The following is a 25,775-nucleotide window of genomic DNA, read 5'->3' on the forward strand; positions in this document are numbered from 1 at the left end:
AATCGACTTAGGTAAGTTAACCGGCAGGCGCAGTAAGCAGACAATAAGCGACAGTAAAAATCCTGTAAGTCATCCCGGGGGATCATATGAACAAACAGCAAAGGTTTAGTAAAAAACTGCTGGCAACCGCCATCAGCGCGGCTTCAGCGCTCACCGCGGCCAGCGCACTGGCGCAGCCCGACACACTCGAGGAAGTGCTGGTGACCGCCTCCGCGCGTGAGCAGTCGATGCAGGATATCCCCTACAATATTTCCGCCATGAGCGGCACCGATATGGAAGCGCGGCAGATTACCGACCAGGCCGAGTTGCTCAGGGCCATGTCCGGGGTCTCGGTTGTCGACCGCGGCTACCGCAATTCCGGCACCGTCAACAGCATCATCATCCGTGGCCTGAACGTGGATAATGGACTCAACGGCGACATCGCCCTCAACGCCGTGCCGACTGTCTCCACCTACGTGGATAACACCCCGCTGTTTGCCAACTTCGTGCTCCGCGACATCCAGCGGGTCGAGGTCCTGCGGGGCCCCCAGGGCACACTGTATGGGTCTGGCTCGCTGGGTGGCACGGTACGCTACATCACCAACAAGCCGACCGCGGAGGCACTGGCAGGGCAGCTCACCGCCGGCTACGGCGAAACCTCGGGTTCGGAGGGCAACAACACAGACCTGTTCGGCATGATCAACCTGCCGCTGGGAGATTCCTTCGCGCTGCGGGGCTCGGTTGGCCGCATCGACAACGACGGCGTTATCGATTACGTCAATGCCTACCAGCTCAACCAGTTCGGGGAACCACTGGTTGCCACCGACGGTGGCTGTGTCAGCCCCCGTGATGCCAGCAATGACGCGGTGCTCAACAACGGCGCCTGCTATAGCAACGAGGAGGACGCGGATGATGTCAGGATTGACTACATGCGCCTGGCAGCCGGCTGGGATATCAGCGACGAGCTGAGCGTGATCGCAAGCTATCACCGGCAGGAAGACGAGATCGGCGCCCGGCGCGCCATCACCGAGGGTAACAATAACCAGCCCGAGAATTCCGAACTCTACTTTGAGTACGGCGATCACGAGAGTGGCCAGGTGCTGCTGGAACCCTCCGAGCGCGAGGTGGACCTGTTCAGCCTGGACGTCGAATGGGACCTTGGCTTTGCCACCCTGACCTCCAACTCCTCCTGGTACGACCACGAGGGCTACGGTGAGAGTGATAACGGCGGGCTCTGGGTCAGCGGCGGCGAGGAAGTACCCGAAGCCAGCCGCGACTGGATTACCGCCTTCGGCTACTCGGGCTGGCCCCGCCCGGCGCAGCGCGCTGAACGCGGCTATACCGACGAGACCTTCGTCCAGGAGTTGCGCCTGGTCTCCAACGAACCAGTGGCCAATTTCGACTGGCTGGTGGGCGCTTTCTACCTCGACCAGGACCAGACCGTATTCCAGGACAGCTACAACCCGGGCATGAACGAGTTCAGCATCGCCTGCGCCGATACCGGCGATCCGGTGTGCGACAACTTCTGGCCCAAGCTCTACCCCGAGCTGAGTGAACGCGATCTGGAGTACCGGCGCGACGTGACCTTTGAGGAACTGGCAATTTATGGCGAGCTTACCTACAACTTCAGTGACACCCTGCGCCTGACCGGTGGCTTCCGCTGGTTCGACAACGAGACGGTAAACGACACCATACTTGGCTTCCCACTGGGACTGGGCGCCACCTCACCCAGGGCACCCCAGTCTACCGACGAGGACGATGACCTGCTGTTCAAGCTCAACCTGTCCTGGGACATGAGCGATAACAGCATGGTCTATGCCACCTACTCAGAGGGCTACCGGCGCGGCGGTGCCAATGCCATCCCGAGTTTTGAGAACGGCGACAACTTCGGCGAGCCCAACGCCGAGGCAATCCGCACTTTTGACTCCGATTCGGTGAACAACTACGAGATCGGTATCAAGGGGCAGCTGGAACGCAGCGCCTACACGGTTTCTGTATTCTACGTCGACTGGCAGGACCCGCAGCTGAATACCACCTCCGCCTGGTACGGCTTCTATATGGCCGACAACGGTGACGAAGCGTCCACCTCGGGCGTGGAACTGGAACTGAACGGCAAGATCACCGATGCGCTGGGCTACCACCTGGGCTACACCTACGTGAAAGCAGAGCTGGAGAAGGATTTCGTCAGCAGCCAGACCGGCGCCCTGATCGCCCCGGAAGGTTCGACCCTGCCGGGCACTCCGGAAAATGTGTTCAGCGGCTCACTGGACTATGTCTGGCAGCTGTCCGGCGGGATGGATGTGGTACTGAGAGCGAATGCCTACTACCAGTCCGAATCCGAGAACTTTATCGACGAGGACTCGCTGCTCAACGAGGTCCACGACGAGTTCTGGCTGTTCAACGGCTCACTGGGCCTGGTCACGGAGCACTGGGACGTATCGCTCTACGGCAAGAACCTGGGTGACGAGGACGGCGTCACCGGCTCCTTCCCGGCGAGTTACTGGAGCTACGACACCGGCAACTTCGAGAACTGGTACGGCAACGGCAACCGGCAGATGATTACCCAGCCGCGCACTATCGGCCTGACCGCCAACTACCGGTTCTGAACCGTGCTTGCCGCTCCGCCCTACCTGGAGTGGCAGTGCTTACCGGGCCGCGTGCCCGGTTTTTTTATGGCCAAGTCTGTTCAGCGGCAGCATAATCTGCATCATGAGTGATACCGTACGGGGCAGCCAGGACGGCGCCAGTCCCGCCCGGCTGGAAGCCGGGGTGCTGGCCGCCATCGCCAGGGGCAACACCCGCCTGGCGATAGATGGCTGCCGCCAGCTCAACCGCCAGTTCCCCGGGTTCGCCTCCGGCTGGTATACCGCCAGTCAGCTGGCGGCCCGGGTGGGCAATGCCCGGGGCGCGCTACAGGCCATCGACCGGGCCCTTGCCCTGGAGCCAGAGCAGCCGCGCTGGCAATTGCAGAAAGCGGTCTGCCTGATGCGCCTGGGCGACACCCGGAGCGCCCGGCCGCTGCTGGAAGCGCTGGATGAACTGGACATGGACAGCGGCTTCCAGTGCGCGCAGCTGGCGCTGCAGCTGTCCCGGCTGGACATGCACGAACGCGCCCTGCACCACTACCAGCGCGCGACCAGGCTGGAGCCCCGGGAGTCGGAGCACCACTACAACCTGGCCAGCGTACACCGCTTTCTCGGCAACTTCGCTGCCGCCAGGCAGGCGCTGGAACAAGCCATCGCCCTCAACCCCGCCGATTTCGAGGCCTACAAACTGCGCTCCGACCTGGGCACCCAGACCCCGCAGGACAATAACCTGGATTCCCTGCACAGCGCGCTGGCGCGCCACGGCGACAATCACAGTGCCCGGGTGCAGCTCAATTTTGCCCTGGCCAAGGAATACGAGGACCTGGAGGACTGGCCCGCGGCCTTCCAGCACCTGCAGCGCGCTGCCGCGGCGCGCCGGCAGCGCATGCGTTACGACGTGGCCGGCGATATCGCTACCATGCAGGCCATCGCCAGCCACTACCACCGGGCGTTCCTGCGCGACCACCAGGGTAGTTGCGCCAACCGCGAGGCAATATTCGTGCTCGGCATGCCGCGCACCGGCACCACCCTGGTGGAGCGGATACTGGCCAGCCACAGCCAGGTAAGCAGTGCCGGGGAACTCAACAATTTCGCCCTGGAAATGAGCCGGGAGGCCATGCGGCAGATGCCCCCCGGGCAGGCGCAGGCGGGCATTTCCAAGCTCGACCGGGTCGCGGCCAGCACCAGAATCGATTTCAGCCTGCTGGGCGAGCAGTACATCGACAGCACCCGCCCCCTCAGCGGCAGGACCGAGCGCTTCATCGACAAGATGCCCCTCAATTTTCTTTATGCCGGGCTGATTCACCTGGCCCTGCCGGCGGCGAAAATCGTCCACCTGCAGCGACACCCGCTGGACACCTGCTTTGCCATTTACAAGACACTGTTTGCCGACGCCTATCCCTTCTCCTACGACCTGGAAGAACTGGGCCGCTACTATGCCGCCTATCACCGGCTGATGACGCACTGGCAGGAGGCCATTCCCGGCGTCATCCACCAGCAGTCCTACGAGGGGCTCGTGACCGACCCCGAAACCCAGGCGCGACAACTGCTGGACTATTGCGAACTCCCCTGGGAACCCGGCTGCCTGGACTTTCACCAGCACCGGCAGGCCTCCACCACGGCCAGTGCAAGCCAGGTGAGGCGTCCGCTTTACACCAGCTCGGTGGGCCGTTGGCGCAGGTACCGGAAGCAGCTGGCGCCGCTGATCAGCACGCTGGAAGCGGAAGGTATCGATCCACAGCTGGATTGACCCGGTAGATGAAAAAGACTGTCATCGCGCTAAGCACCACGCTCATCACCGCCGTTGCGCTGGCGCAAGCACCGCACATCGAGCCCGCTGGGGACCACCGCCACCTGGGCGAGCCGGACAATATCCTGTTCTGGTCACCGCGGCAGAAAGTAGCGGGCTTTCGCAATCCGCAGCTGCTGTTCCCGCTGCGCCGGGTGGCGAGCGGCAAGCGAATGCTGGCGCTGGACCGGCACCCGGTGGCGCTGGACGCTGTCACCTTCCGGCACCAGGGGCAGTCACTCACCATCGATGACTATTTCCAGCAGTTCCACACCGCCGCCCTGCTGGTGCTGCACCAGGGCGCCATCGTTTACGAGCGTTACGCCCTGGGCAATACGCGCCATTCCGTGTGGAACGGGTTTTCGGTGACCAAGTCCATCACCTCCATGCTGGTGGGCACGGCTATCGCCGACGGTCATATCGCCAGCGTCGACGAGGCTGTCACCAGCTACCTGCCACAGCTGCGCGGCTCTGCCTATGATGGCGTCAGCATTCGTCATATTCTGCAGATGACATCCGGCGTGGGCTGGAACGAGGACTATGCCGACCCGGAATCCGACATCAACCGCATAGATTGGCGCCGCGAGCAGTTTTACCGCTACCTGCAGGCCAGCGAACGCGTGGCGCCACCGGGCAAACAATTCAATTATTCCACCGCCGAAACCCAGCTGGCGGGTGACCTGGTGCGCGCGGCCACAGGCATGGACCTCGCCACCTACCTGGGCGACAGCATATGGCGGCCCTTCGGTATGGAGGCCGATGGCTGGTGGCAGCTGACCGCCGCTGACGCCGGGGAATTTGGCGGCAGCAGCCTGCACGCCACCCTGCGTGACTTCGGCAGGCTGGGCCTGTTCGCCCTCGCCGGGGGCAGACTCGCCAGCGGGGAACAGATGCTGGCGCCGGGCTGGATGGCCGATTCGGTGACACCGTCGCTGGCCAATCCCCGCTATGGCTACCAGTGGTGGCTGGGCAGCGATGGCGCTTTCGAAGCCAGCGGGATCTTCGGCCAGTCGATTTACATCGACCCGGAACACCATGTCGTGATCGCCCAGCACAGCGCCCGGGAGCAGGCCAGCGACAAGCGCGACTGGGCCGCCCAGGCCGCCGCCTTCAGGGCTATTGTCGCCGCGGTCGCCGCGACAGAATAGCTGCCTTCCAGGTTCCGCCCGGCAATGGTCGTCCGCTAATCGCGCAGGCGCTCGGCCAGTGCCCGGGTGCGCAGCAGCGGCAGGGTACCCATCCGGTCATGCAGGTCCAGCGGCTGCCCGTCGACATCCGTCAGCAGCTTCGGCGGCGAGCTCTTCCGGGTCGCCAGCGAGACCAGCACCGCCACCACCAGGGATACCCAGAAACCGATAAAGTCAGCCGGCAACGCCGGCAGCGCCAGCTTGACCACGGCAAAGGTGGCAAAGCCGGCGAAGATACCGCTGTAACCGCCGGCGCTGGTCAGCCTCGGCCACCAGATATTGAGAATTCCCGGAGCGGAGAGGCCGGCAAATCCCAGGGAGATCGCCGCTGCAATGGCGGAAATTACCGTGGCCGTATTGAAGGCGGTATAGAGGGCGACCACTGCCATTACCGGCACCGACCAGCGGGCGACGCGGAGCTTCAGTTCCTCGCTCGGCCTGGCGTGCACCCTGGGCAGCAGGTTGACCGAAATAATCGTGCCACAGCCCAGCAAAATACTGTCGGAAGTACTCATGATGGCGGACACCACGGCACCGACAAAGATGGCCACCAGCAGCGGGTGCAGGTGCTCGATCGCCAGCAGCGGAATGATGGCATTGGGATCCTCAACACCGGGCATGGACACGGTAGCGATATAGCCGAGGGTGACCGGCACCATGCCGAAAATCAGGTAAACGCTACCGCCGATGTAGAAGGCGTTCTGGGCCACGTATTCGTCCCGGGCCGCCATGGCCCGCTGCACCAGCGACATGGTGCCAATAGCCACCAGCCCGGAAGAAAACCACACCTGCAGGTAGCTGAACCAGTCGCTGAAACTATCTCCCTGGGGGGTAAAGTCGAAGGCGTGGGCGGGCAGCTGGGGCGCCACCTCACTCCAGCCGCCGGCGTCGACCAGCACCACCACGAACAGAACCAGCACGCCGATCACGATAAACAGCATCTGCAGCACGTCAGTGGCCGCCACCGCCTGCAAACCGCCGAACATGGTGTAGACGACAATCACCGCGGTACCCACCAGAATGCCCGTGGCCGCCGGCTGGCCGGTGAGGGTTTCGAACACCACACCGAAGGCGAACAGCACGCCGCCCAGCCAGATGGTCCCGGCGATGAGGTTCACCACCGAGCCGATAACGCCGGCCAGGGGACCTATGCGGATCTCGGCAAACTCGATGCTGGTTGTGCGTCGGGAGCGGCGATAGGTGCGGGCAAAAAAGAAGCCGGCAATGAACAGGGATACCCCCGAAACCAGCGGGTCGCGCAGCACCTCCAGGGCATTACCCGCGTATGCGGCGGCGGCAGACCCCATCATCGGACCGCTGCCAAACCAGGTGGCGACAATGGAGATGGAGCAGACCGTAAGCGACATGGTACGCCCGGACACCGCAAAGTCCTGCATGGAACTGGAGCGCCTGGCGGCCAACAGGCCAACCGCAAGCATCAACACCACATACAGGCAGACCCCAGCCAGTATTACCGTCTGTTCAGACATAAACCACGTTCCAACCCGGTCAGTCGTGCCCCATTGCCGACTGCACCCGCCACAGGGCTTACCATAGCAACTGCCGGAACCGGGAGTAGCGCCAGATAAACACGCGCAATGGTGCCAATTACCGGCGTCTCTTGCCAATGCCAGCCGCTGGGGTGATGATGTAGTCGGGGCGCCCACGGGTGGGCCCGGGACGTGAATCAACCAACAACAGCCAGCGATGATGCACCTTACCAGACTACTCTGCCTGACCAGCCTGTTATTCCTCACCGCCTGCGGCGACGCCGCGGAACCGCCGCCTTCTGAACCACCGGCTGCAGCAGCGGCCAACGAAACACCCGCGAACCCCCAGTCACCAGGCAAGAGAGCCCCGGCCGGGCCCTCAATTGCTCCCATCGCCGGTGAAGACAAGCTGGACAACATTCACGGTTTTCGCGATCCCTGGATTGGCGACCTGGACAAGATGGAAGAGATGCGGGTAATCCGGATGCTCACCGTATACAGCCCCGGGCGCTACTACCTGGAGGACAACGGTGAGGAGAAAGGCCTGGTCAAGGAGATGGCCACCCGCTTCGAAAACTTCATCAACAAGCGGCTGGAGCGCAAGTCAGTGCGGGTCAACGTGGTGATCATTCCCATGGCCCGCAGTCAGCTGATACCGGCGCTGCTGGCGGGGCACGGCGATATCATCAACGCCAGCCTGTCGATCACCCCGGAACGATCCGAGATCATGGATTTCAGCATCCCGGCCACTAAGCCCCTGTCCGAGATCCTGGTTACCGGCCCCAAGGCTGCGGCGCTGGACTCCATCGAGGACCTGTCCGGTCAAACCATTTACGTTCGCCACTCGAGCAGTTACCGGGAAAGCGTTGACAGCCTCAACGAGCGGCTGGAAGCGGCTGGCAGGGAACCGGTGAGTATCGAACTGGTCTCCGAATTCCTCGAGGACGACGACCTCATCGAAATGGTCGACAAGGGCCTGCTGCCCTGGGCAATTGTCGACGACTACAAGCTGGAGCTGTGGAAGGACGTGTTCACCAATACCCGGGCGCGCCCGGACATTGTCTTCCGGGAGGGTGGCCGGATTGCCTGGGCATTCCGCGAGGACAGCCCGCTGCTGGAATCGGCGCTCAATGACTTCCTGAAAAAGAACCGTGAGGGCACGCTGATAGGCAACGTGCTCAAGAACCGCTATATCCGCGATTTCGACTGGGCCGCCAGCGCCCTGGATGACAGTGACTACCAGCGCTTTCTCGAGCTCGAGCATATCTTCCAGCAGTACGGCGAGCAGTACCGTGTCGACTACCTGATCGCCGCCGCCCAGGGCTACCAGGAATCACGGCTGGACCAGAACGCGCGCAGCGGAGCCGGGGCGATCGGCGTTATGCAGCTACTGCCCACCACGGCGGAGGACAAGAACGTGGGTATTGCTGATATCCACAAGGTCGAACCCAATATTCACGCGGGCATCAAGTACCTGGACTTCCTGCGCAGCCGCTACTTCAACGACCCGGCCATCGAGCCCCCCAACAAGACCCTGCTCGCCCTGGCCGCCTACAACGCCGGCCCCTCGCGGATGATCAATATGCGCAACAAGGCGAAGAAACTCGGCTACGACCCCAACGTCTGGTTCGATAACGTGGAACTGGTGGCGGCAAGGGAAATCGGCAGGGAAACCGTGCAGTATGTGTCCAACATCTACAAGTACTACATCGCCTACCGCTACACCCAGGAACAGCAGGCGCGCCACGCCCGGGCCCGGGAACGGGCGGGCATGACGCCGTACCGTTCCGCGGGTGACTAGACAGACCCCTTACGGTCTGGAGAGGGGTGCAAACGACCAGCACGGCTTTACCGCTCTGGCCGCTTACTTCAGGCTGGGGCCGTTAGCCGGCCGCGGCCTTCTTGGGTGCCGCTTTACGCTTGGCGGGAGCTTTCTTCTTTGCTGCCGCTTTCTTTTTCGGTGCAGCCTTCTTCTTGGCTGCGGCTTTCTTCTTCGCCGGAGCCTTGTTCCTGGCCGCTGATTTTTTCTTCGCCGCTTTCTTCTTCGGCTTGGCTGCGGCTTTTTCAACCGCTTCCGCCGCCCGGTCTGCGGCTTTTGCCTTGCGCTCTTCAATCATCGCGTCAGTTTTTACTTTGGTGTAATTCTGCGCGGCTTCATAGGCGGCCCTGGCAATGCTGGCTACCGTATCGGCCAACTCCTGCACCTGCTTTTTCAGCGCCTCCACTTTTTTCTGGTTATCGGGCGTGGCTTTCTTTTTGAGTGCAGTCCGGGCTTTCTCCAATCGGGCGCTGGCTGTGCTGTGCTTCTTGCGCGCGGATTGCAGCTCCCGCTTTGCCTTGGCGTTCGCCTTCTCCGATTCAGACACAAGCTTTTTGCGAAGTTGCTCTACCTTCTTGTTGGCCTCGGCGGCCATCTTGGTGGCCTGGGCCAGTTCTTTTTCCAACATTGCTTTATACGCTCCGTATGGTGAGTAGATACCGCACAGTTAGTGTAGGACGATTTTTAAAAGATGTAACGTACATTTTTTAACCTGCATCAAGTCTTCACGGTTTTAACTTGCCGGGGGCTGTTCACAGTAACTGGATTGCCCCTAGTATCGAACGCAGGAACTGACCTGGCTGAGCGGAGGTTGCATATGCAGGAAAAAACATCCCCGATTATTATCGACTACTACAGCGATGTGCTCTGCGTATGGGCGTGGATCGCGCAACCCAGGCTTGAGGAACTCTGCAGACAGTGGGGAACCCGGGTACTGCTGCGACACCACTTCGTGGACATATTCGGCGACTGCAACAGGAAAATACTGGCTAGCTGGGGCCAGGATGACGGTTTCGAAAAATTCGCCGAACACGTTGAACACTCCGCCGAACCCTTCGCCCATGCGACGGTGCATCCGGACATCTGGCGCAATACCCGGCCCCGGAGTTCAGCCCAGGCCCATTGGCTGTTGCGGGCCGTCGGCCTGGTGGCCGAAGAGGCAGCACTGGCCGCCACCGCGCTGCAAATCCGCCGGGCATTTTTCTGCGACGGGAACGATGTCAGTGACATGGATTTGCTGCTGCAAATCGCCGCTGGGCAGGGGGTAGACAGAGAAGCGATTGCCCGCTGCTTCCGTGATGGGAGTGCCATGGCATCGCTGAGCAGCGACCTGCGAACCGCCAGTGAATCAGGCGTGCGCGGCAGCCCCACCTGGATACTCAACAATGGCCGCCAGATACTTTACGGCAACGTCGGTTATCGCGTACTCAGTGCCAATATAGAGGAACTGCTCAAGCACCCGGGAGAAGAGGCCAGCTGGTGCTAGGTAATAAAACGGGGCCTGAACAGGCCCCCGCTCTCGGGCAGCTTGTTACTTCGTCAGTTCAAGCATGAACCGCGCTGCAGCCAGCCGGGTTTCTTCATCCAGGTGCGCCTGTGGCGGCATCTCCGGATAATCATCGCGTTTTTTCACCGGGTTGGCGGCGTAAGCGGCAATGCCTTCCGGGTTATCCATGTACAGCGCCTGAATAATCTGGGTCGGCGGACCGATCATGCGCGAGTTGTAGGCATGACACCCGGCGCAAACGCCGTAATAAGCCAGCTTGCCCTTGTCCATGTTGGGATCGTCCTTGCGCGGCGGTACAGGCTCCGGCAGGGTGTAAGTGAGGACGTTCCTGGTGTTGGAGAACTCGCACTCGCCGTAATTGTCCAGGCCCAGGGTGCGGAAGCGTTCCGGGTGCAGGATACAACCGTCATCCATACCCACGGTGTCGACAAAATCAGGGCCTCTGGTCTCCAGCTGGGTGGCGAGGAATGCGCGGACCATGGGCGCCGGATTGTTGCCGTTGTCCTGCATGATGTTGTTGAGGATCTTCGGCCGGTTCGGGTTGGGGTCCGAGTCGGGGTCGCGGGATGCGTTGCTCGCCAGTGAAAAATCGGTAAACAGCACGCCGACCGAGTCATTGCCGGTAATGATGTTCTGCTCCACCACCACGTCGTCACAGGCCATGATCAGCATGCCGGTGCCCGGGGGGATATTGGATACCAGCGAACCAGGGATGGCGAAGTTCTCGTGGTTGTTGTTGACCACGAAGTTGTTGCGAATTATTACATCGCCGCAGGTCTTGATCGGCAGGCCCGGGGTGATGAAAGCCAGGATGCCGCCGGTATTGTCGTACACATAGTTACCTTCAACCAGGGCGGCACGGCTGTTTTCGATCTCGATACCCGCGACACTGCCGAACACCTGGTTATAAACCACGTCGACGTTATCGGACATGCCGACGTAAATCGCGGCGTCCTCAATACCGGAAATAATATTGTGCGCGACGATGCCATTCTTGCCCAACTGGGGGAAGATGCCGTACACGCCGGTGTCGACAATAATGTTGTTGCGGATAATGTAGTTGTTACCCGCCTGCCCCATGATGGCATTGCCCTTGTAGTGGGTGATGTACAGATTCTCCACCGTCACCCCGTTACCGGAGTAGAGCACCGCGTCGTTGCGCACGTCCTCACCTTCCAGTACCGGGTAGCGGCCTTCTTCGATCACGCCAGACAGGGTAATGTTGTCCTTGTCGATATAAACCGTTTCCCGGTAGGTGCCAGGCATCACCTTGATGACCGCGCCCGGCTCCGCTGCGGCCACCGCCTCCTGGATGGATTCACCGTCCTTGACGATGATCACCTCACCCGAGGTCGGCGTCTCCCAGGCACGCACACTGACCTTGCCGGATGCGGCAGCCACCTCGGCACTGCCCCCGGAGCTGAACTCGGCTTTCGGTGCCGCGGGCACCTTGATTACGGTCGGTTCGGGCTGGTTGCTGGTCCCCAGGTAGTATCCACCTGCCAGCAGCGCCAGGGCACCTGCCAGGACTGCGAATTTATTCATGCGTGGTAGCTCCATCTTGTTGTATTTCGCCGGCAAGGGCGATGTTATCGTGAACCGGCCGCATTCCCGAAGGCAGGCGGTCCGGTGTTTCCGGTTTGAAACTCTCGTCGGTCAGGGTCTTCATAAAATCCACCAGCCGGTCCAGTTCGGTCTCGGTCAGGTTCGGCTCCCAGATGTGCCAGTGGATCATCAGCTCTTCCCCTTCCGGCACCGCGTGGCCGCGGCCCCCGGTATAAAAAGCGGCCGCTTCACGCAGGGTCGGGAAACGCCCGGAGTGCATATAGGGCGCGGTCAGCTCGATGTTGCGCAGGCTGGGAATCTTGAACGCGCCCCGCTGGCTGGGCTCCTCGAGCACCGGTTCGGCACCGGCGTCAAAGGGCATTCCCGCCGGCTCCGGGGTACCGATAACCGCCAGTTGCTGGTTGGTGAACAGCGGCGGAGTATGGCACTCGGCGCAGCGGGCGACAAACGAGCGGAAGATGTTCAGTCCCTCTTTTTCCACTTCCGTCAGGGCGTCGGCATGGCCATGGGCATACTGGTCGTAGCGGCTATTGAGGGATACCAGCGAGACCTGGAATGCGGTCAGGGCGGTATATACCTGATCCAGCCTGATCTGCGCTGACCCATCCGTGAAATCTGCCGGGAAGGCCTGGGCGAACAGGGCCCGGTAGGCGGCAATGCCGTTCAGGGTCGCCAGCAGCCACTGGGGATCACCGCCCATCTCGTGCTTGTCATACAGGGGTCCCTGCATTTGCTCCTCCAGCGAACTGGCACGACCATCCCAGAAGAAGCTGTTGAGAAAGGCCACATTCCACAGGGTGGGCGCAGATCGCGGCAGCACCGCGTCGTCAATACCGACACTGCGGCCAAGACCATCGGCAAAGCCCTTGTCCGGGTGATGGCAGCTGGCACAGCTGACACTGCCGTCGCGGGATATCACCGGGTCGAAAAACAGGTAGCGCCCGAGATCGGTCTGCTGCGGGCTGAAGCCGTCGCGGTACTCGGGCAGACCGGTCTTGAGACCGCCGACACCGGCTTCCTGCAGGGAGGGGTACATCTGGTAGAGGCTGCGCAGCTCACAGTGGCCGGCGCTCAGTTCAAACCCCGGGGGACAATCGGCATTGAGCACGATCGCGCTCTGGGCCGCCGCGACGGTACAGCCCAGGGGCAACAATACCAACAGAATAAATCTGCGCAGCATCATGCGTTATCGACCGAGGCTGTGCAGGAAGGCAACCACGTCTTTCACCGCCTGCTCGTCAGGCAGGATAACCGCCATCGCCCGCATCTGCTTGCCGGTGGTGTCCTTGGGATGGCTGCCCCGCTGGCCGGCACGGAAGGCCAGCAATTGCGCTTCCAGGTACCAGTCGTCCCCGCCCGCCAGAGGCGGCGAATTCAAGGCCAGGTTGCCCTGGCCGGCAGCGCCGTGGCAGGCACCGCAGAACTGGTTGTAGTAATCCGCGCCCATGGCGGCATCGCCCTCGATGGTCGCCGCCGACGGCTCACTGTCGAGGCTGGCGATGTAGGCTGCCACGTCCGCAAGCGCCTGATCGTCCGCCAGGGTAGCGGCCATGGGCGCCATTTGCCGGGCAGTCAGACTGGCGCCTTCCCCGCCGCGAATTCCCTGGCGGAACTTGTCCAGCTGGGCAGCGATATAGACCGGCTCCAGGTGGTTGAGCCGGGGAGCGCTGAAATCCTGATTACCCTCCGCCATGGCCCCGTGGCAGGCCACACAGCTGCTGTAAAGGGACTTGCCCGCCGTCACATCCTGGGCCCAGGCGGGCAGGCTGGTTGCAGCCAGGCCAGCGAGGGTCAGGGCGATTGTCAGGAACGTTTTCATCACTGTTTCTCCGTTGGGATCTGCCAAAGACTCCAACCTACTTGTATCAGTTGAAGCCGCATATGATAATTCCGAAGATTAAACGTAGCTGAAAAACGGTTTTTCTGCCCCGGTTTGGTTCCGGGGGAGGACAAGCGTGGTGGCGTGGGCTAGACTCAGAGAGATTACGGGCCCGCCTACCCCGGCCCGATCAATATCGACCAGAACACAGGGAAAGCACATGGAATACAACCCGGACGAGCACAGCATAAAGTGCCCCAAATGCGGACACGGCATGAACGAGATCACCTATGGCGGCGATGTGGTGATTGACCGCTGTACCCATTGCCAGGGGCTCTGGTTTGATACCGGGGAGGCCGAAACCCTGAAAGGCAAGTGGATGGGCGACGCCCTGGACATGGGTGACCCGGAGGAAGGCAAAAAGTGGGACGCGGTAGAAGACATCGCCTGCCCCCGCTGCGGCAAGGATATGGAGAAACGCTCGGATCCGAACCAGCCCCATATCTGGTTTGAGGAGTGCGAGGAGCATGGCATGTTCATGGACGCCGGCGAGTTCAGCGACTACAAACACGAAACCTGGGCGGACTGGTTCCGCAGCCTGATCAAGGGCGCCCGATAATCCTCCCCAGAGGTGACAAAGGCGGCCAAGGTCGCCTTTTTTATTAACCACCACTGATAGCAAGCACTTACTTCATGCAGGCAGGAGACCCATGAGCCAGAATACCGATGACATCCGGATCGACAGTGCCCGGCCCCTGATTACCCCCTGGGTGCTGGCGGATGAACTGCCGCTGGCAGAGCGCCATGCCGCCACTGTCGCCGCTGGCAGGCGCAACATCGAGAACATCCTGTCCGGCCAGGACCCCCGGGTGGTCGCCATCGTCGGACCGTGCTCGGTGCACGACCCCGCCGCCCTGCTCGACTTCGCCCGCCAGTTCAAGGCCGCCTGCGCGCCGCTGGAAGACGCGATCCTGCCGGTGTTGCGGGTCTACTTCGAGAAACCCAGGACCGTGGTCGGCTGGAAGGGCCTGATCAATGACCCGGGCCTGGACGGCAGTTTCCACATCAACCGGGGCCTGCACCTGGCCCGGAAAGTACTGCTCGACGTGGCGGAGCTGGGAATTCCCGCCGCCAGCGAGTTCCTGGATACCACCTTCGGCCAGTATTACGCCGAACTGGTGAGCTTTGGCGCCATCGGCGCGCGCACCGTGGAGAGCCAGATTCACCGCGAACTGGCCTCGGGTTTGTCAATGCCGGTGGGTTTCAAGAACGGCACCAACGGGCACATCGATGTCGCCATCGACGCGATCCGCAGTGCGGCCCACAGCCACTGGTTCCCGTCGCTGACCAAGGAAGGCACGCCTGCCGTCCTCCAGTCCAGCGGCAATCCTCACGGTTACCTGATTCTGCGCGGCGGCAAACAGAGCGGGCCCAATTACGGCCCGGCGGCGGTGCAGGAGGCGGCGGTGGCCCTGGCCGGGGCGGCACTGACACCTTCGCTCATCGTCGATTGCAGCCACGGCAACAGTGAAAAGGACCACCGGCGCCAGGCCCGGGTCATGTCCAGCCTGTGTGAACAGATCCAGACCGGACAGGGGGCGATACGGGGGGTCATGCTGGAATCACACCTGGTGGAGGGCCAGCAGAGTATCGGCGACGGCAGCGGCCTGGCCTACGGCCAGAGCATTACCGACGCCTGCCTGTCCCTGGCGGAAACCGTGCCCCTGCTGGAGCAACTGGCCACCGCGGTACGAATGGGCCAGCGCGGCTAGCGAGCGGCTTCTCGCGCCGCCCGCGGCGGGATTACCATCGGTAACCGATGCGCAGGCGATAGGTTTCATCCATTTCCTCTACCCCCTCAACCGCGCCGGAGTCGTACTCCCACAGGATCTCGGCGGCCGCTTCCAGGCCCCACAACAGGGGGAAAGACAGGCCCACAGCGGTGTCGATGACCACGTCGGAGGTCTGGTCCAGGTTCCAGATACCCCGCTGGTCGAAGTACAGCAGGGAATCGCCGCCCAGGTAATTGCTGGTCATACGCAGGTACCAGTTGGCGGCCGTGTAGTCCTGGTCTTCGGCGGTGGAGAAGTCCTCGTTGACGTAGGATGCACCGACCTCGGTGGTGAGGGTAAACAGGGGATCGGTATAGAAGTCACGACCAATATAGGGGCCTATCAGGTAACGCAGGTCCAGGTCGCGGAATTCGTCCGCCTCGGCGCTGAGGTTGACGCCCCAGTAGGTGGTTTCGCTGAGGAAATAGTCATACTTGCCCTGCATCAGCCAGTTTTCGGCGCTCCTTTCACCGTTGGTTTCATCTATTTCCGCATCCATTTTCAGGGTGTAGCGATCGCGAACACTGCGCCAGTAACTCTCCAGCTTGTAATCCAACTCATCGGTATCGGTGTTGCCGCGCTCAAGGACGGCGGCAAAACTGACCAGGCCGGTCCAGTTATAGCCCTGGCCCAGTTCCCAGGGCTCCGGGTTGGCGATCAGCACCTGGTCGAGGGCGTATGACTGCTCGGGAACGCCGGGCTCATCATCCACGATCAGCTGTGAATTCCTGACCTCGATACCCTGCTCCTTGATCACGGTATCGTCGGCCAGCAGCAGGGTCGCGGGGTCGCTGGTGGTCATGGTCACGATCTGTTCCAGGGACACCGCTATGGCGCCGGCAAAGTCGGTTTCCACAGTGACCACCCCGTCACGGATATCGGTGACTTTACCAATCACCCGCGAGCCGTTCTTGAGCCGGATCTCGTCGCTGGCGGCGGGCTCCGTGGCGGCGGCCTCCTCCGCCCTGGCGCCTGGCGCCAGCAGCGCTACCAACGCGAAACTGAGCGCAAGTGTTCTCACAAATACTGTCATGGGCATGATGTCTATTCCTGTTTTTTGTCTGGCAGGTTTGGTGAAGAGGGGAAAACGGCCCCGATAATACTGAAAACAGCTTGTACAGTCAGTGTTTGCAGCAAATTTGACCAGGGTCAAGACGCCTGGTGTTAGCAGGCCCCGGTCTCAGACAATCACCGCGATAGCAGGGATTAAATTGGGCCGCGGGACCAACACTGCTAAGATTGCGCTTTCACCAGACTTTGGAGAGATCATGTCCAGCATGGACTTTGACCTGTTTGTTATTGGCGCCGGTTCCGGCGGCGTGCGGGCAGCGCGGATGGCCGCCGGTTTTGGCGCCCGGGTCGCCGTGGCCGAGGACCGCTACATGGGCGGCACCTGCGTCAACGTGGGCTGTGTACCGAAAAAGCTCTATGTCTACGCCGCCGAATACGGCAAGGGCTTCAGCGATGCCAGGGGCTTCGGCTGGGAAGGTGAACAGCCCAGCTTCCACTGGAGCACGCTGCGGGACAACAAAAAGACCGAAATTTCCCGCCTCAATGCGATATACCGCAAGCTGCTCTCAGGTGTCGACGCGACACTCATCGATGGCCGCGCGCGCATCGTCGACGCCCATACCGTGGCGGTGGGCGATCGCCAGTACACCAGCGAACGGATTCTCATCGCCACCGGGGGCTGGCCCTATATCCCCGACTTCCCGGGCAGTGAATACGCAGTGACCTCCAACGAGGTTTTCGACCTGGAGGAATTCCCCCGGCGGCTGGTGGTGGTCGGCGGTGGCTATATTGCCGTCGAGTTTGCCGGCATCTTCAACGGTCTCGGCTCGCAGGTCACCCAGCTGTACCGCGGGCCCCTGTTCCTGCGCGGGTTCGATGCCGATATCCGCGCCCACGCCGCCCGGGAGATCGCCAAAAGCGGGGTCAAGCTGCGCTTTGAAACCAATGTCACTGCCATCAGGCCGGGGGCCGGTGGCCTGCAGGTGGAACTGACTGACGGCAGCACCCTGGAGGCGGATACCGTGCTCTATGCCACCGGCCGCAAGCCCCACCTGGCGGGCCTGGGGCTGGAAAATGTCAACGTGGAGCTCAACCCCGACGGTACCATCGCCGTGGACGAGCACTTCAGCACCAGCGAAGCGGGCATCTTCGCCCTCGGCGATGTCACCGGCGGCATGGAGCTGACCCCGGTTGCCCTGGCCGAGGGCATGGCGTTTGCCCGCCGCCAGTTTGGCCAGCAGGATGCCAGCCCGGAATACGAATTCATCCCTACCGCCGTGTTCTGCCAGCCCAATATCAGCACGGTGGGTTTTACCGAGGAGGAAGCACGGGAACGCTATGGCGATATCGTGCTGTACAAGTCTGCCTTCAAGCCAATGAAGCACACCCTGTCGGGGCGCGACGAGCGCAGCTTCATGAAAATGATCGTCGTCAGGGAAACCGACCAGGTGGTGGGCGTGCACATGGTCGGGCCGGATGCCGGCGAGATCATGCAGGGCATTGCCATCGCCCTGAAAGCGGGGGCCACCAAGGCTGTGTTCGACAATACCATCGGCATCCACCCCACCGCCGCCGAGGAATTTGTCACCATGCGGGAACCGGTCCCTGAAGACTGACGACCCAGCACATGATCGAAGCCAGCCACCTGAGCCGACAGTTTGGCCGCACTACCGCGGTGTCGAACGTGTCCTTCACCATCAACAACAACGAGGTCGTGGGCCTGCTCGGCCCCAACGGGGCCGGCAAGACCACCATCATGCGCATGCTCAGTGGCTACCTGGAGCCGACAACGGGCTCGGTTACCGTCAACGGCGAGAACCTCGGACAGAACGCCTACTGCATCCAGCGCCAGCTGGGCTACCTGCCGGAGAACCTGCCGGTTTATCCGGACATGATGGTGGCTGATTACCTGGATTACGTCGCCACCATCAAGGGTATTGCCCGCTCCGAACGGCTGCGCGCGGTAAAGGAGGCGCTGTTCGCCACCGAAATGACGGCGCACGCCCTGCAGGTCATAGACAGCCTGTCACGCGGGCAGAAGCAGCGGGTGGGGGTCGCCCAGGCCGTGCTGGGCCGGCCCGGTTTCCTGATCCTGGACGAACCCACCAACGGCCTGGATCCACACCAGGCCGAACAGATGCGCGCTCTGATCGACCAGCTGTCGCGGCGGGCGACCATTATCCTCTCGACCCACATCATGCAGGAGGTGGAAGCGGTCTGTGACCGGGTCCTGGTGATCCGCAACGGCCAACTGGCCCTGGACCAGTCACTGGCCCAACTGCGCGACTGCGGCAGCATGTTGCTGCGCACCGACGCCGGCGGTGAAGACCTGCGCAAGCTGCTGGCCCACCTGCCGCAGGTCGAGTCGGTACAATGTGTCGGCAACCGCGAGAATATGCGCGAATATCATCTGCAGCTGCGCGGTGACTGCGCCGCCGACACCGCCGCCGGCAATATCTCCCATTGCGTGCTGCAGTCGGGCGCCCGCCTGTACCAGCTGGAGTCGCAGTCGAGACATCTTGAGGACGTCTACCGCGAGGTCATCAACGATGGACAGTAGCCACGTCGCGCGGCGCGTTGCGCGCAAGGAACTGTCGCTATTCTTCGCCTCACCCGTGGCCTGGTTGTTCCTCGGCGGCTTTGCCGCTGTCTGCCTGTTCGTGGTGTTCTGGGTAGAGTCCTTTTTCGCCCGCAACATCGCCGACACCCGGCCCCTGTTCGAGTGGATGCCGGTGCTGCTGATCTTCCTGTGCAGCGCCATCACCATGCGCATGTGGAGTGAGGAACGGCGCAGCGGCACCCTGGAGCATGTGCTGGTCCAGCCCAGCGCCCTGTGGCGCTTCAGTCTGGGCAAGTTCCGCGCCTGCCTCAGCCTGTTGCTGCTGGCCCTCGTGGCCACGCTGCCCCTGCCTGTCACGGTGGCACTGCTGGCGGACCTGGACTGGGGCCCGGTATGGGGCGGTTACCTGGCCAGCGTGCTGCTGGGCAGCAGTTACCTGGCGATTGGCCTGTTCGTCTCCGGGCGCACCGATAACCCCATTGTCAGCCTGCTGGGCAGTGTCACCCTGTGTGGCCTGCTCTATCTGCTGGGCAGCGACCTGCTTACCGACTTTTTCGACCATCGCAGCGCCGAGCTGCTGCGCCAGCTAGGCAGCGGCTCCCGCTTCGACAGCATTACCCGCGGGATTATCGACCTGCGCGACCTGGTCTACTACCTGAGCCTGGTAATCGCCTTTCTCGGGCTGAACATTTACTACCTCGAGCGCGAGGGCTGGGCCCGGTTTGCCAGCACCCCGCGGCAACGCCACTGGCGCATCGGCACCACCCTGTTGCTGGCCAACCTGCTGCTCACCAACCTGTGGCTGGCAAAAGTGGAACACCTGCGCTGGGACATCACCGAGGGCCGCGTGCACTCCCTGTCCCAGTCCAGTCGCCAGCTGGTGGAACAGCTGGCGGAACCGCTGCTGATCCGCGGTTATTTCAGCGCCCGCAGCCATCCCCTGCTGGCGCCGCTGGTGCCGCAGCTGCAGGACCTGATGACCGAATATGCGGCAGCCGGCGGCCCCCGGGTGCGGGTGGAGTTTGTCGACCCGGCCCGCAATCCCGCGCTGGAGAAGGAAGCCAACGAGCGCTACGGCATCAAACCGACGCCTTTCCAGGTAACCAATCGTTACCAGGCGTCACTGGTCAACGGCTATTTCACCGTGCTGGTGCAATACGGCACCGAGCATCATGTGCTGACGTTTTCCGACCTGATCGAAGTACGCACCAGCGCCCGCGGCAACGCCGAGGTTTTACTGCGCAATCCGGAATTCGATATCACCCGCGCCATCCGCGATGTCGTGTCCAGCTACCGCGCCGGTGGAGACCTGTTCGCCGGCATCGACAGGCCGGTGGAATTTATCGGCTATGTATCCGACGATGAGCGACTGCCCGGCATGCTGGTTGCCTACCGCGACTCCATTGAACAACAGCTGCAGCGGGCAGCTGATGCAGCGGGCGGCAAGTTCAGCTTCCGCTTTATCGACCCCGAAGCCGGCGATGGCGATGTCGCCAGGCAGATCGAAGAGCAGTGGGGCTTCACTCCCATGAGCAGCTCGCTGGATGCCGACCAGGCATTCTTCTTCTACCTGACCCTGGCCGATGACAAACAGGTGGTACAACTGCCCACCGGGGATTTCGACCCGGGCAGTTTCCGCAAATCCCTCGATACCGGACTCAAGCGCTTCACCCGCGACTTCACCAAGACCGTGGCGCTGGCGGCACCCCGGGTCAGTAAACAAATGGCGGCGTACAACCTCGGCGGCCCGGGCTTCGAGGCCCTCCAGGCGGCCATCACCCGCAACCATAGCATCGTCATGGAGGACCTGGGGGATGGCGAGATCAGCCCGGAGGCCGACATCCTGGTGGTGGTTGCACCGCGGGAACTCGACACCCTGGCGCTGTTCGCCCTCGACCAGTTCCTGATGCGCGGCGGCACTGTGATCCTGGCCACATCGCCGTTTTCAGTGGAACCGCTGGAAGGCACCCTCAAGCTGCGCCGCTGGAACAGCGGGCTGGAACCCTGGTTGCGGCACCACGGTATCAGCACGGACGAGTCACTGGTGCTGGACCGGCGCCATGCCCGCTTCCCGGCCCCCGTACAGCGCAACGAGGGCGACTACCAGTTCCAGGACACCAGGATTGTCGACTACCCGTTTTTTATCGACATTCGCAACAGCGGCTTTGGCCGCCACCCGATAAATGCCAGCCTGCCCCAGCTGACCATGGCCTGGGCCTCCCCGCTGGCGATTGAACGGGGCAACCAGCGCCGGGTGTCGCAACTGCTGTGGAGCAGTCAGGACTCCTGGCTCGAGCACGGCGATGACATCGCCCCGCGCGAGAATGACGACCGCAGTCCCGCGGGAGCCACTGGACGTCAATTGCTGGGCGCGATTCTGCAGGGGCGCTTTCAGTCCTATTTCCAGCAGCCTCCGGCAGAGCTGGGGGCGCTACCGGCCCGGGTCAGCGCCGGGGTCAACAGTTTCGTCAAGCGCTCCCCCGAGGCGGCGCGCATTATTATCTTTGCTTCCAACGACTTTCTCAGCGACCGGGTGCTGGGCGCCCTGGTTCGCGCCAGTGGCAGCCGCTACCTGGGGCCACTGGAGCTGCTCAATAACAGTCTCGACTGGGCCCTGCAGGACCAACGATTGCTGCAGATTCGCTCCCGCGCCCACTTCAACCGCACTCTGCCGCCCATGGAGCAACAGCACCGGGTCTATCTCGAGCTGTTCAACTATGCCGCTGCACTTCTGTGGCTGGGCGTGCTGGCGCTGGTATTCTGGATACGGCGACGGCGGCTGGTGCGCTTTTACGCCCGGGAGCTTGGCCTGTGAACCGGACCGGCATTGTTCTCGGCGCGCTGCTGGTGGCGCAACTGTTCCTGACCATGGTGTTGTATCGCGCGGACGATACCGGCAGCGCTGGTCCCGGCAAGCAGGCACTGCTGGCCACGGATGCCTACGTCATCGACGAACTGCGGGTGGAAGACGGCAGCGGCGGAGTCGTGCAGCTGCAGAAAAGCGGCGACCTCTGGCAGCTGCCCCAGCTGTCCGGGCTTCCCGCCGACCCGGAGAAAGTCGCAGAAGTGCTGCAGAAGCTGACTGCCGGGGACCCCGGCTGGGCAGTGGCCCACACCCTTGCTGCCCGGCAACGCTTCCAGGTCGCGGACTATCACTACCGCCGCAAGGTCACCCTGGCTTCACTGGGCCAAACCGTCGGCACGGTTTATCTCGGCACCTCCCCCGGTTTTCGCAAGGTGCACGCCCGCAACGAACTCGGCGACGGGATTTACAGCCTGGACCTGAATCTGTTCGACCTGCCCGTTGAGGCGGGTCAGTGGCTTGAACCGCGATTGCTGCAGGTCCGGGCACCGGTGGCAATCAATGCCGATGGCTACAGCCTGCAGCGCCGGGACGGCGAGTGGCAGCTGGGCACTGGCGAAACGCCGGAGCAGCGGGAGCTGCAGGCGCTGCTGGACGCCCTGCGCAACCTGCAGGTACTCGGGGTCGCCTCAGCGCAGCAGCAGCAAGCGGCGCAGCGGGAAGAAGCGGCGCTGATTCTCGACATCACCGCGCTGGCGGGCAACACCAGGCTGGAACTGTTCCGGCTGGGTGAGGATTATTACGCGGCGAGTAGCGAATACCCCCAGCTGTTCCGGATCAGCGCCTACGACTTCGATAAACTGACGGGTATCGACAGCCTCCTGCTATCGGGCGCACAATAAGCCCAGGGGGGTGCCACCATGAGATTACTGGGAATGATCCTGGCGCTGGGCGCCATCGGCTGGATTCTGTACAACGCCTCTGGCGGCGGCGAGGCAGAGTCCATCATACCCGAGAGCTACCAGCAATCGCTGGACAAGGCCAGGGGCGTGCAGGGCATGGTCAATGATTCCGCAGAACAGCGCCGGCAATCACTGGAAGACGAATAGTCAGGGAATGGCCTGCAACTGACGCACCGGCTCGAGCTGCTCACCCGGGCCGCTCAAGTGCTTCATCAGCAGGGTGCGCATCCACTGGTGGGGGGCGCTGCGGGAGGTACGGGTATGCCTCAGCAGTGACATTTTCCCCCGGTTGTTACTGTGGGTGTTGCGTATCATCCGCTGCAGTTCAGCCGGCATCTCCAGCCCGGTGATCAAATCCTTGTACAGGCCGCTGGCCTCAAAACCGGCGTTGGCCACCAGCAGGCAGTCGGTGCGGGCCAGCACCCCCACGGCGGAAGCGAACTGGGTGGTTTCCAGCACGATATTCCGGTGCACCCCATACTGGCCGAGCACGTCGTCCACCATCGAGGTGTTCTCCCGGGTCAGTCCCGGCAGGTAGAGCCGCAGGTGGCTGTAGGCGAGAAAGTCCTTGAGGTCGAATTCCTCTTGCGTCACCAGCGGATGGTCGACGCGCATGTAACAGCGGGGGGCCAGGGTGACGATGGGCTCGGCATGAATGTCACGGTCTTTTTCCAGGGCCACGAAAGCGGCGAAATCGATCTCGCCTTTTTTCAGCAAGTCCTGGTAGTCCGGCGTCACTTCGGCGGTGATAATCTGCACACCGGGAGCGCTGGCATCAAGCTCGGCGATCAGGCCCGGCAATAGCGCCTCGCAAAGGATAGGGGGCAGTAACAGCTTGAAACTGCCGCTGTAGGTCGCGGGGTCGAACTCCGAATCCCCCAGCACCCGCTCCACCGTCTCCAGTACGGCGGGCAGCCCTGCCCCCAGTTCCTCCGCCCGGGGAGTCGGCACCAGACCATGGGCGGTGCGGGTAAAGAGTTCGTCCTCGAAACTGTCGCGCAGTTTCTGCAGGGTTTTACTCAGCGCCGGCTGACTCACCGACAGCCGCTCGGCCGCCCGGGTGACATTGCGCTCCTCCAGTAGAATCTGCAGCGCAACCAGCAGATTGAGATCGGTGCGGATCAGCTTTCTGGAAATCATTTCTTCGCCCCCAGAGAAATAACTTATCGTTATTGGGCCAATGCTAGCAAACAGTAGCTATTGGCGAACAGCGGAAATTTACCATTAGCGCAGTCCTGAGCCAGGCCGGTGGCCGCGCTGGCTGGCGATCTCCCGGGCTGCTACCATTGACTCCCCTGACTCCTGAACAAGCGAGGCGCCGCATGCGCACCCTGACCGTCCTGCTGCTGTTTCTGGCCGTAAGCGCCTGCAGCAACGTGGAAACCCGCCCCGGCGATACCGCTGCCTTTGCGGCGGGGGACTACCGGTATTACAGCTGGCGCAGCGAACCACTGGCGAATACCCGGCATTCCGCGGACCTGCTGTACCTGATAGATCCTGTTGTTCGCCGGGAGGTAAACGCGGCGCTCGCCAAACTGGGCTATGTCGAGGATCCGGGGCGTGCCCAGTTCAACGTCGACTACCTGCAGGCCATGGGTTTACGCGAGGGTGTCAAAAGCCAGGACGCCAGCGGCGGCATCGATCCCATACCCTCCGCCCGGCCCAATCGCCAGATCAACCAGGCCATGGTGGATAACGCCAACGCCCTCGCCGGGGTGCAGACTACCAACAACATCGCGATCCAGTTCAATGACAGCGCCAGCCAGCGGGAGATCTGGCGGGTCGTCATCACCAGCATTGTCGAGAACAGCAACAAGGTTGACGTCGATTACCTGGAGCGCAAAGTCAGCAAAGCGGTTAGCCAGGCTTTCCGACCCCTGCCCCGGGCGGATCAGGAATAAACCTCCGGGTTGACGCAGTGGGGCATCGCCTGCCCCCTGAGGGCGGCAATGGCGTTGGCTACCGCCAGGTCTGCCATTTTTGCCCGGGTAATGACGCTGGCGCTGCCGATATGGGGTGCGACGACCACGTTGGGCAGGCCAAGCAGCGGGTTGTCAGCGGCCACAGGCTCCTGCCCGAATACGTCCATGCCCGCTGCCGAGAGCCTGCCGTCGGCCAGCGCGTCGGCCAGTGCCTGCTCATCGACGATACCGCCGCGGGCCGTGTTTACCAGCACCGCACCGGGTTTCATCAGGGCTATTCGCCGGGCGTCGAACAATCCACGGGTATCGTCGGTAAGGGCCACGTGAAGGCTGACAAAGTCGCTGCGCAGCAGCAGCTCTTCCAGCGACACGCTCTCTATACCGGATAATTCACGCGGGGTCCGGTTCCAGGCCAGCACCTCCATACCAAAGCCGGCGGCGCGGCGGGCCAGTGCCTGGCCGATTGCACCGAGGCCGACAATACCCAGGGTACCGCCGCTGACATCCTTGCCGGTAAAAAAGTCCGGGGCCCAGGCGTTTTCCGGGGTCCAGTTACCCCGGCGCACAAACTGGTCGGCTTCCACTATCCTGCGCGCCGCCGCCAGCATCAGGGCAAAAGCTGTGTCGGCGGTGGTATCCACCAGCACTCCCGGAGTATGGCCCAAAGGGATTTTGCGGGCGCTGAGCGCCGCTACATTCACGTGATCCACGCCCACTGACATGCTGGATACGAAGGACAGCTCGGGCACGGTGCCCAGCAGCTCCCCGTCAATGCGATCGGTAAGCATACATACCAGGCCGTCACAGCCCGCCAGTTCCTCGCGCAGGTTGGCGGCGCTGAGCAGCCCGGGCCCCATCCAGACATTGACATCGCAGTAACGGGACAACTCGTGGATGCGCTCACCGGGGAGCTGGTGGGTAACGAAAACTCTCTTGCTCATCAC

Annotated in this window: 21 protein-coding genes; 13 read left to right on the forward strand and 8 right to left on the reverse strand. The window is 62.4% G+C overall.

Features of this window, described 5'->3' with window-relative positions; translation table 11 throughout:
* Positions 1–86 precede the first annotated feature (86 nt).
* From DWB85_RS02325 to DWB85_RS02335, 3 genes are all read left to right on the forward strand, one after another.
* Positions 87–2,585: a TonB-dependent receptor gene (locus tag DWB85_RS02325; RefSeq protein WP_117952588.1), complete on the forward strand. Its 2,499-nt coding sequence runs from the start codon at positions 87–89 to the stop codon at positions 2,583–2,585.
* Between the two features lie 103 nt (positions 2,586–2,688).
* A complete protein-coding gene (locus tag DWB85_RS02330; RefSeq protein ID WP_117952589.1) occupies positions 2,689–4,314 on the forward strand; it encodes a tetratricopeptide repeat-containing sulfotransferase family protein in 1,626 nt (541 codons plus the stop codon).
* An 8-nt stretch (positions 4,315–4,322) separates the two neighbouring features.
* Complete coding sequence (locus DWB85_RS02335) at positions 4,323–5,501, forward strand: serine hydrolase domain-containing protein (RefSeq protein ID WP_117952590.1); 1,179 nt, start codon at positions 4,323–4,325, stop codon at positions 5,499–5,501.
* 35 nt (positions 5,502–5,536) lie between these two features.
* Here DWB85_RS02335 and DWB85_RS02340 read toward each other — a convergent pair whose 3' ends face one another.
* Positions 5,537–7,030 carry a sodium:solute symporter family transporter gene (locus DWB85_RS02340; protein ID WP_117952591.1) on the reverse strand — a complete coding sequence of 498 codons (1,494 nt, stop codon included), beginning with the start codon at positions 7,028–7,030 and terminating at the stop codon, positions 5,537–5,539.
* A gap of 217 nt (positions 7,031–7,247) precedes the next feature.
* Between DWB85_RS02340 and DWB85_RS02345 the strand changes: the two genes are divergently transcribed.
* Positions 7,248–8,831 (forward strand): MltF family protein, encoded by a 1,584-nt coding sequence (locus DWB85_RS02345; RefSeq protein ID WP_117952592.1) that lies wholly within the window; start codon positions 7,248–7,250, stop codon positions 8,829–8,831.
* A gap of 82 nt (positions 8,832–8,913) precedes the next feature.
* On the opposite strand, the gene DWB85_RS02350 is transcribed toward DWB85_RS02345, so the two are convergent.
* Positions 8,914–9,477 (reverse strand): hypothetical protein, encoded by a 564-nt coding sequence (locus DWB85_RS02350; RefSeq protein WP_117952593.1) that lies wholly within the window; start codon positions 9,475–9,477, stop codon positions 8,914–8,916.
* Between the two features lie 189 nt (positions 9,478–9,666).
* Here DWB85_RS02350 and DWB85_RS02355 point away from each other — a divergent pair, with 189 nt between their 5' ends.
* Positions 9,667–10,335, forward strand: a complete 669-nt coding sequence (locus DWB85_RS02355) for a DsbA family oxidoreductase (RefSeq protein WP_117952594.1) — start codon at positions 9,667–9,669, stop codon at positions 10,333–10,335.
* A 45-nt stretch (positions 10,336–10,380) separates the two neighbouring features.
* Here the strand turns inward: DWB85_RS02355 and DWB85_RS02360 are convergent, their stop codons facing one another.
* Genes DWB85_RS02360 through DWB85_RS02370 form a run of 3 tightly spaced genes read right to left on the reverse strand, consistent with a single transcriptional unit; the run spans position 10,381 to position 13,741 of the window.
* Positions 10,381–11,901, reverse strand: a complete 1,521-nt coding sequence (locus DWB85_RS02360; protein ID WP_117952595.1) for a parallel beta-helix domain-containing protein — start codon at positions 11,899–11,901, stop codon at positions 10,381–10,383.
* Positions 11,894–13,102 (reverse strand): cytochrome-c peroxidase, encoded by a 1,209-nt coding sequence (locus tag DWB85_RS02365; RefSeq protein WP_117952747.1) that lies wholly within the window; start codon positions 13,100–13,102, stop codon positions 11,894–11,896. The genes DWB85_RS02360 and DWB85_RS02365 overlap by 8 nt, the downstream gene beginning before the upstream one ends.
* A 6-nt stretch (positions 13,103–13,108) precedes the next feature.
* A complete protein-coding gene (locus DWB85_RS02370; RefSeq protein ID WP_117952596.1) occupies positions 13,109–13,741 on the reverse strand; it encodes a c-type cytochrome in 633 nt (210 codons plus the stop codon).
* 220 nt (positions 13,742–13,961) lie between these two features.
* Here DWB85_RS02370 and DWB85_RS02375 point away from each other — a divergent pair, with 220 nt between their 5' ends.
* Both DWB85_RS02375 and DWB85_RS02380 read left to right on the forward strand, forming a co-directional pair.
* Entirely contained in the window at positions 13,962–14,360 is a 399-nt protein-coding gene (locus tag DWB85_RS02375) for a zf-TFIIB domain-containing protein (RefSeq protein WP_117952597.1), read from the forward strand.
* Positions 14,361–14,451: 91 nt separating this feature from the next.
* Positions 14,452–15,513 carry a 3-deoxy-7-phosphoheptulonate synthase gene (locus tag DWB85_RS02380; protein WP_117952598.1) on the forward strand — a complete coding sequence of 354 codons (1,062 nt, stop codon included), beginning with the start codon at positions 14,452–14,454 and terminating at the stop codon, positions 15,511–15,513.
* Positions 15,514–15,544: 31 nt separating this feature from the next.
* Here the strand turns inward: DWB85_RS02380 and DWB85_RS02385 are convergent, their stop codons facing one another.
* Positions 15,545–16,612 carry a DUF481 domain-containing protein gene (locus tag DWB85_RS02385; protein WP_117952599.1) on the reverse strand — a complete coding sequence of 356 codons (1,068 nt, stop codon included), beginning with the start codon at positions 16,610–16,612 and terminating at the stop codon, positions 15,545–15,547.
* Positions 16,613–16,841: 229 nt separating this feature from the next.
* Between DWB85_RS02385 and gor the strand changes: the two genes are divergently transcribed.
* Genes gor through DWB85_RS19385 form a run of 5 tightly spaced genes read left to right on the forward strand, consistent with a single transcriptional unit; the run spans position 16,842 to position 23,056 of the window.
* A complete protein-coding gene (gene gor, locus DWB85_RS02390; protein WP_117952600.1) occupies positions 16,842–18,200 on the forward strand; it encodes a glutathione-disulfide reductase in 1,359 nt (452 codons plus the stop codon).
* A gap of 11 nt (positions 18,201–18,211) precedes the next feature.
* Positions 18,212–19,144, forward strand: coding sequence for an ABC transporter ATP-binding protein (locus tag DWB85_RS02395; protein WP_117952601.1), 933 nt, complete (start codon positions 18,212–18,214; stop codon positions 19,142–19,144).
* Positions 19,134–21,959: a Gldg family protein gene (locus tag DWB85_RS02400; RefSeq protein WP_117952602.1), complete on the forward strand. Its 2,826-nt coding sequence runs from the start codon at positions 19,134–19,136 to the stop codon at positions 21,957–21,959. The genes DWB85_RS02395 and DWB85_RS02400 overlap by 11 nt, the downstream gene beginning before the upstream one ends.
* A complete protein-coding gene (locus DWB85_RS02405; protein WP_117952603.1) occupies positions 21,956–22,849 on the forward strand; it encodes a DUF4340 domain-containing protein in 894 nt (297 codons plus the stop codon). Before DWB85_RS02400 ends, DWB85_RS02405 begins: the two co-directional genes overlap by 4 nt.
* 18 nt (positions 22,850–22,867) lie before the next feature.
* Positions 22,868–23,056 carry a hypothetical protein gene (locus tag DWB85_RS19385; RefSeq protein ID WP_133300550.1) on the forward strand — a complete coding sequence of 63 codons (189 nt, stop codon included), beginning with the start codon at positions 22,868–22,870 and terminating at the stop codon, positions 23,054–23,056.
* On the opposite strand, the gene DWB85_RS02410 is transcribed toward DWB85_RS19385, so the two are convergent.
* On the reverse strand, positions 23,057–24,049 hold the full coding sequence (locus DWB85_RS02410) for a LysR family transcriptional regulator (protein ID WP_117952604.1): 993 nt from the start codon (positions 24,047–24,049) through the stop codon (positions 23,057–23,059).
* Between the two features lie 182 nt (positions 24,050–24,231).
* Here DWB85_RS02410 and DWB85_RS02415 point away from each other — a divergent pair, with 182 nt between their 5' ends.
* A complete protein-coding gene (locus DWB85_RS02415) occupies positions 24,232–24,810 on the forward strand; it encodes a DUF4136 domain-containing protein (protein WP_117952605.1) in 579 nt (192 codons plus the stop codon).
* Here DWB85_RS02415 and DWB85_RS02420 read toward each other — a convergent pair.
* Complete coding sequence (locus DWB85_RS02420; protein ID WP_117952606.1) at positions 24,801–25,772, reverse strand: 2-hydroxyacid dehydrogenase; 972 nt, start codon at positions 25,770–25,772, stop codon at positions 24,801–24,803. The genes DWB85_RS02415 and DWB85_RS02420 overlap by 10 nt on opposite strands.
* Positions 25,773–25,775 lie beyond the last annotated feature (3 nt).

This window comes from Seongchinamella sediminis, from assembly GCF_003457605.1.
GTDB lineage: Bacteria > Pseudomonadota > Gammaproteobacteria > Pseudomonadales > Halieaceae > Halioglobus > Halioglobus sediminis.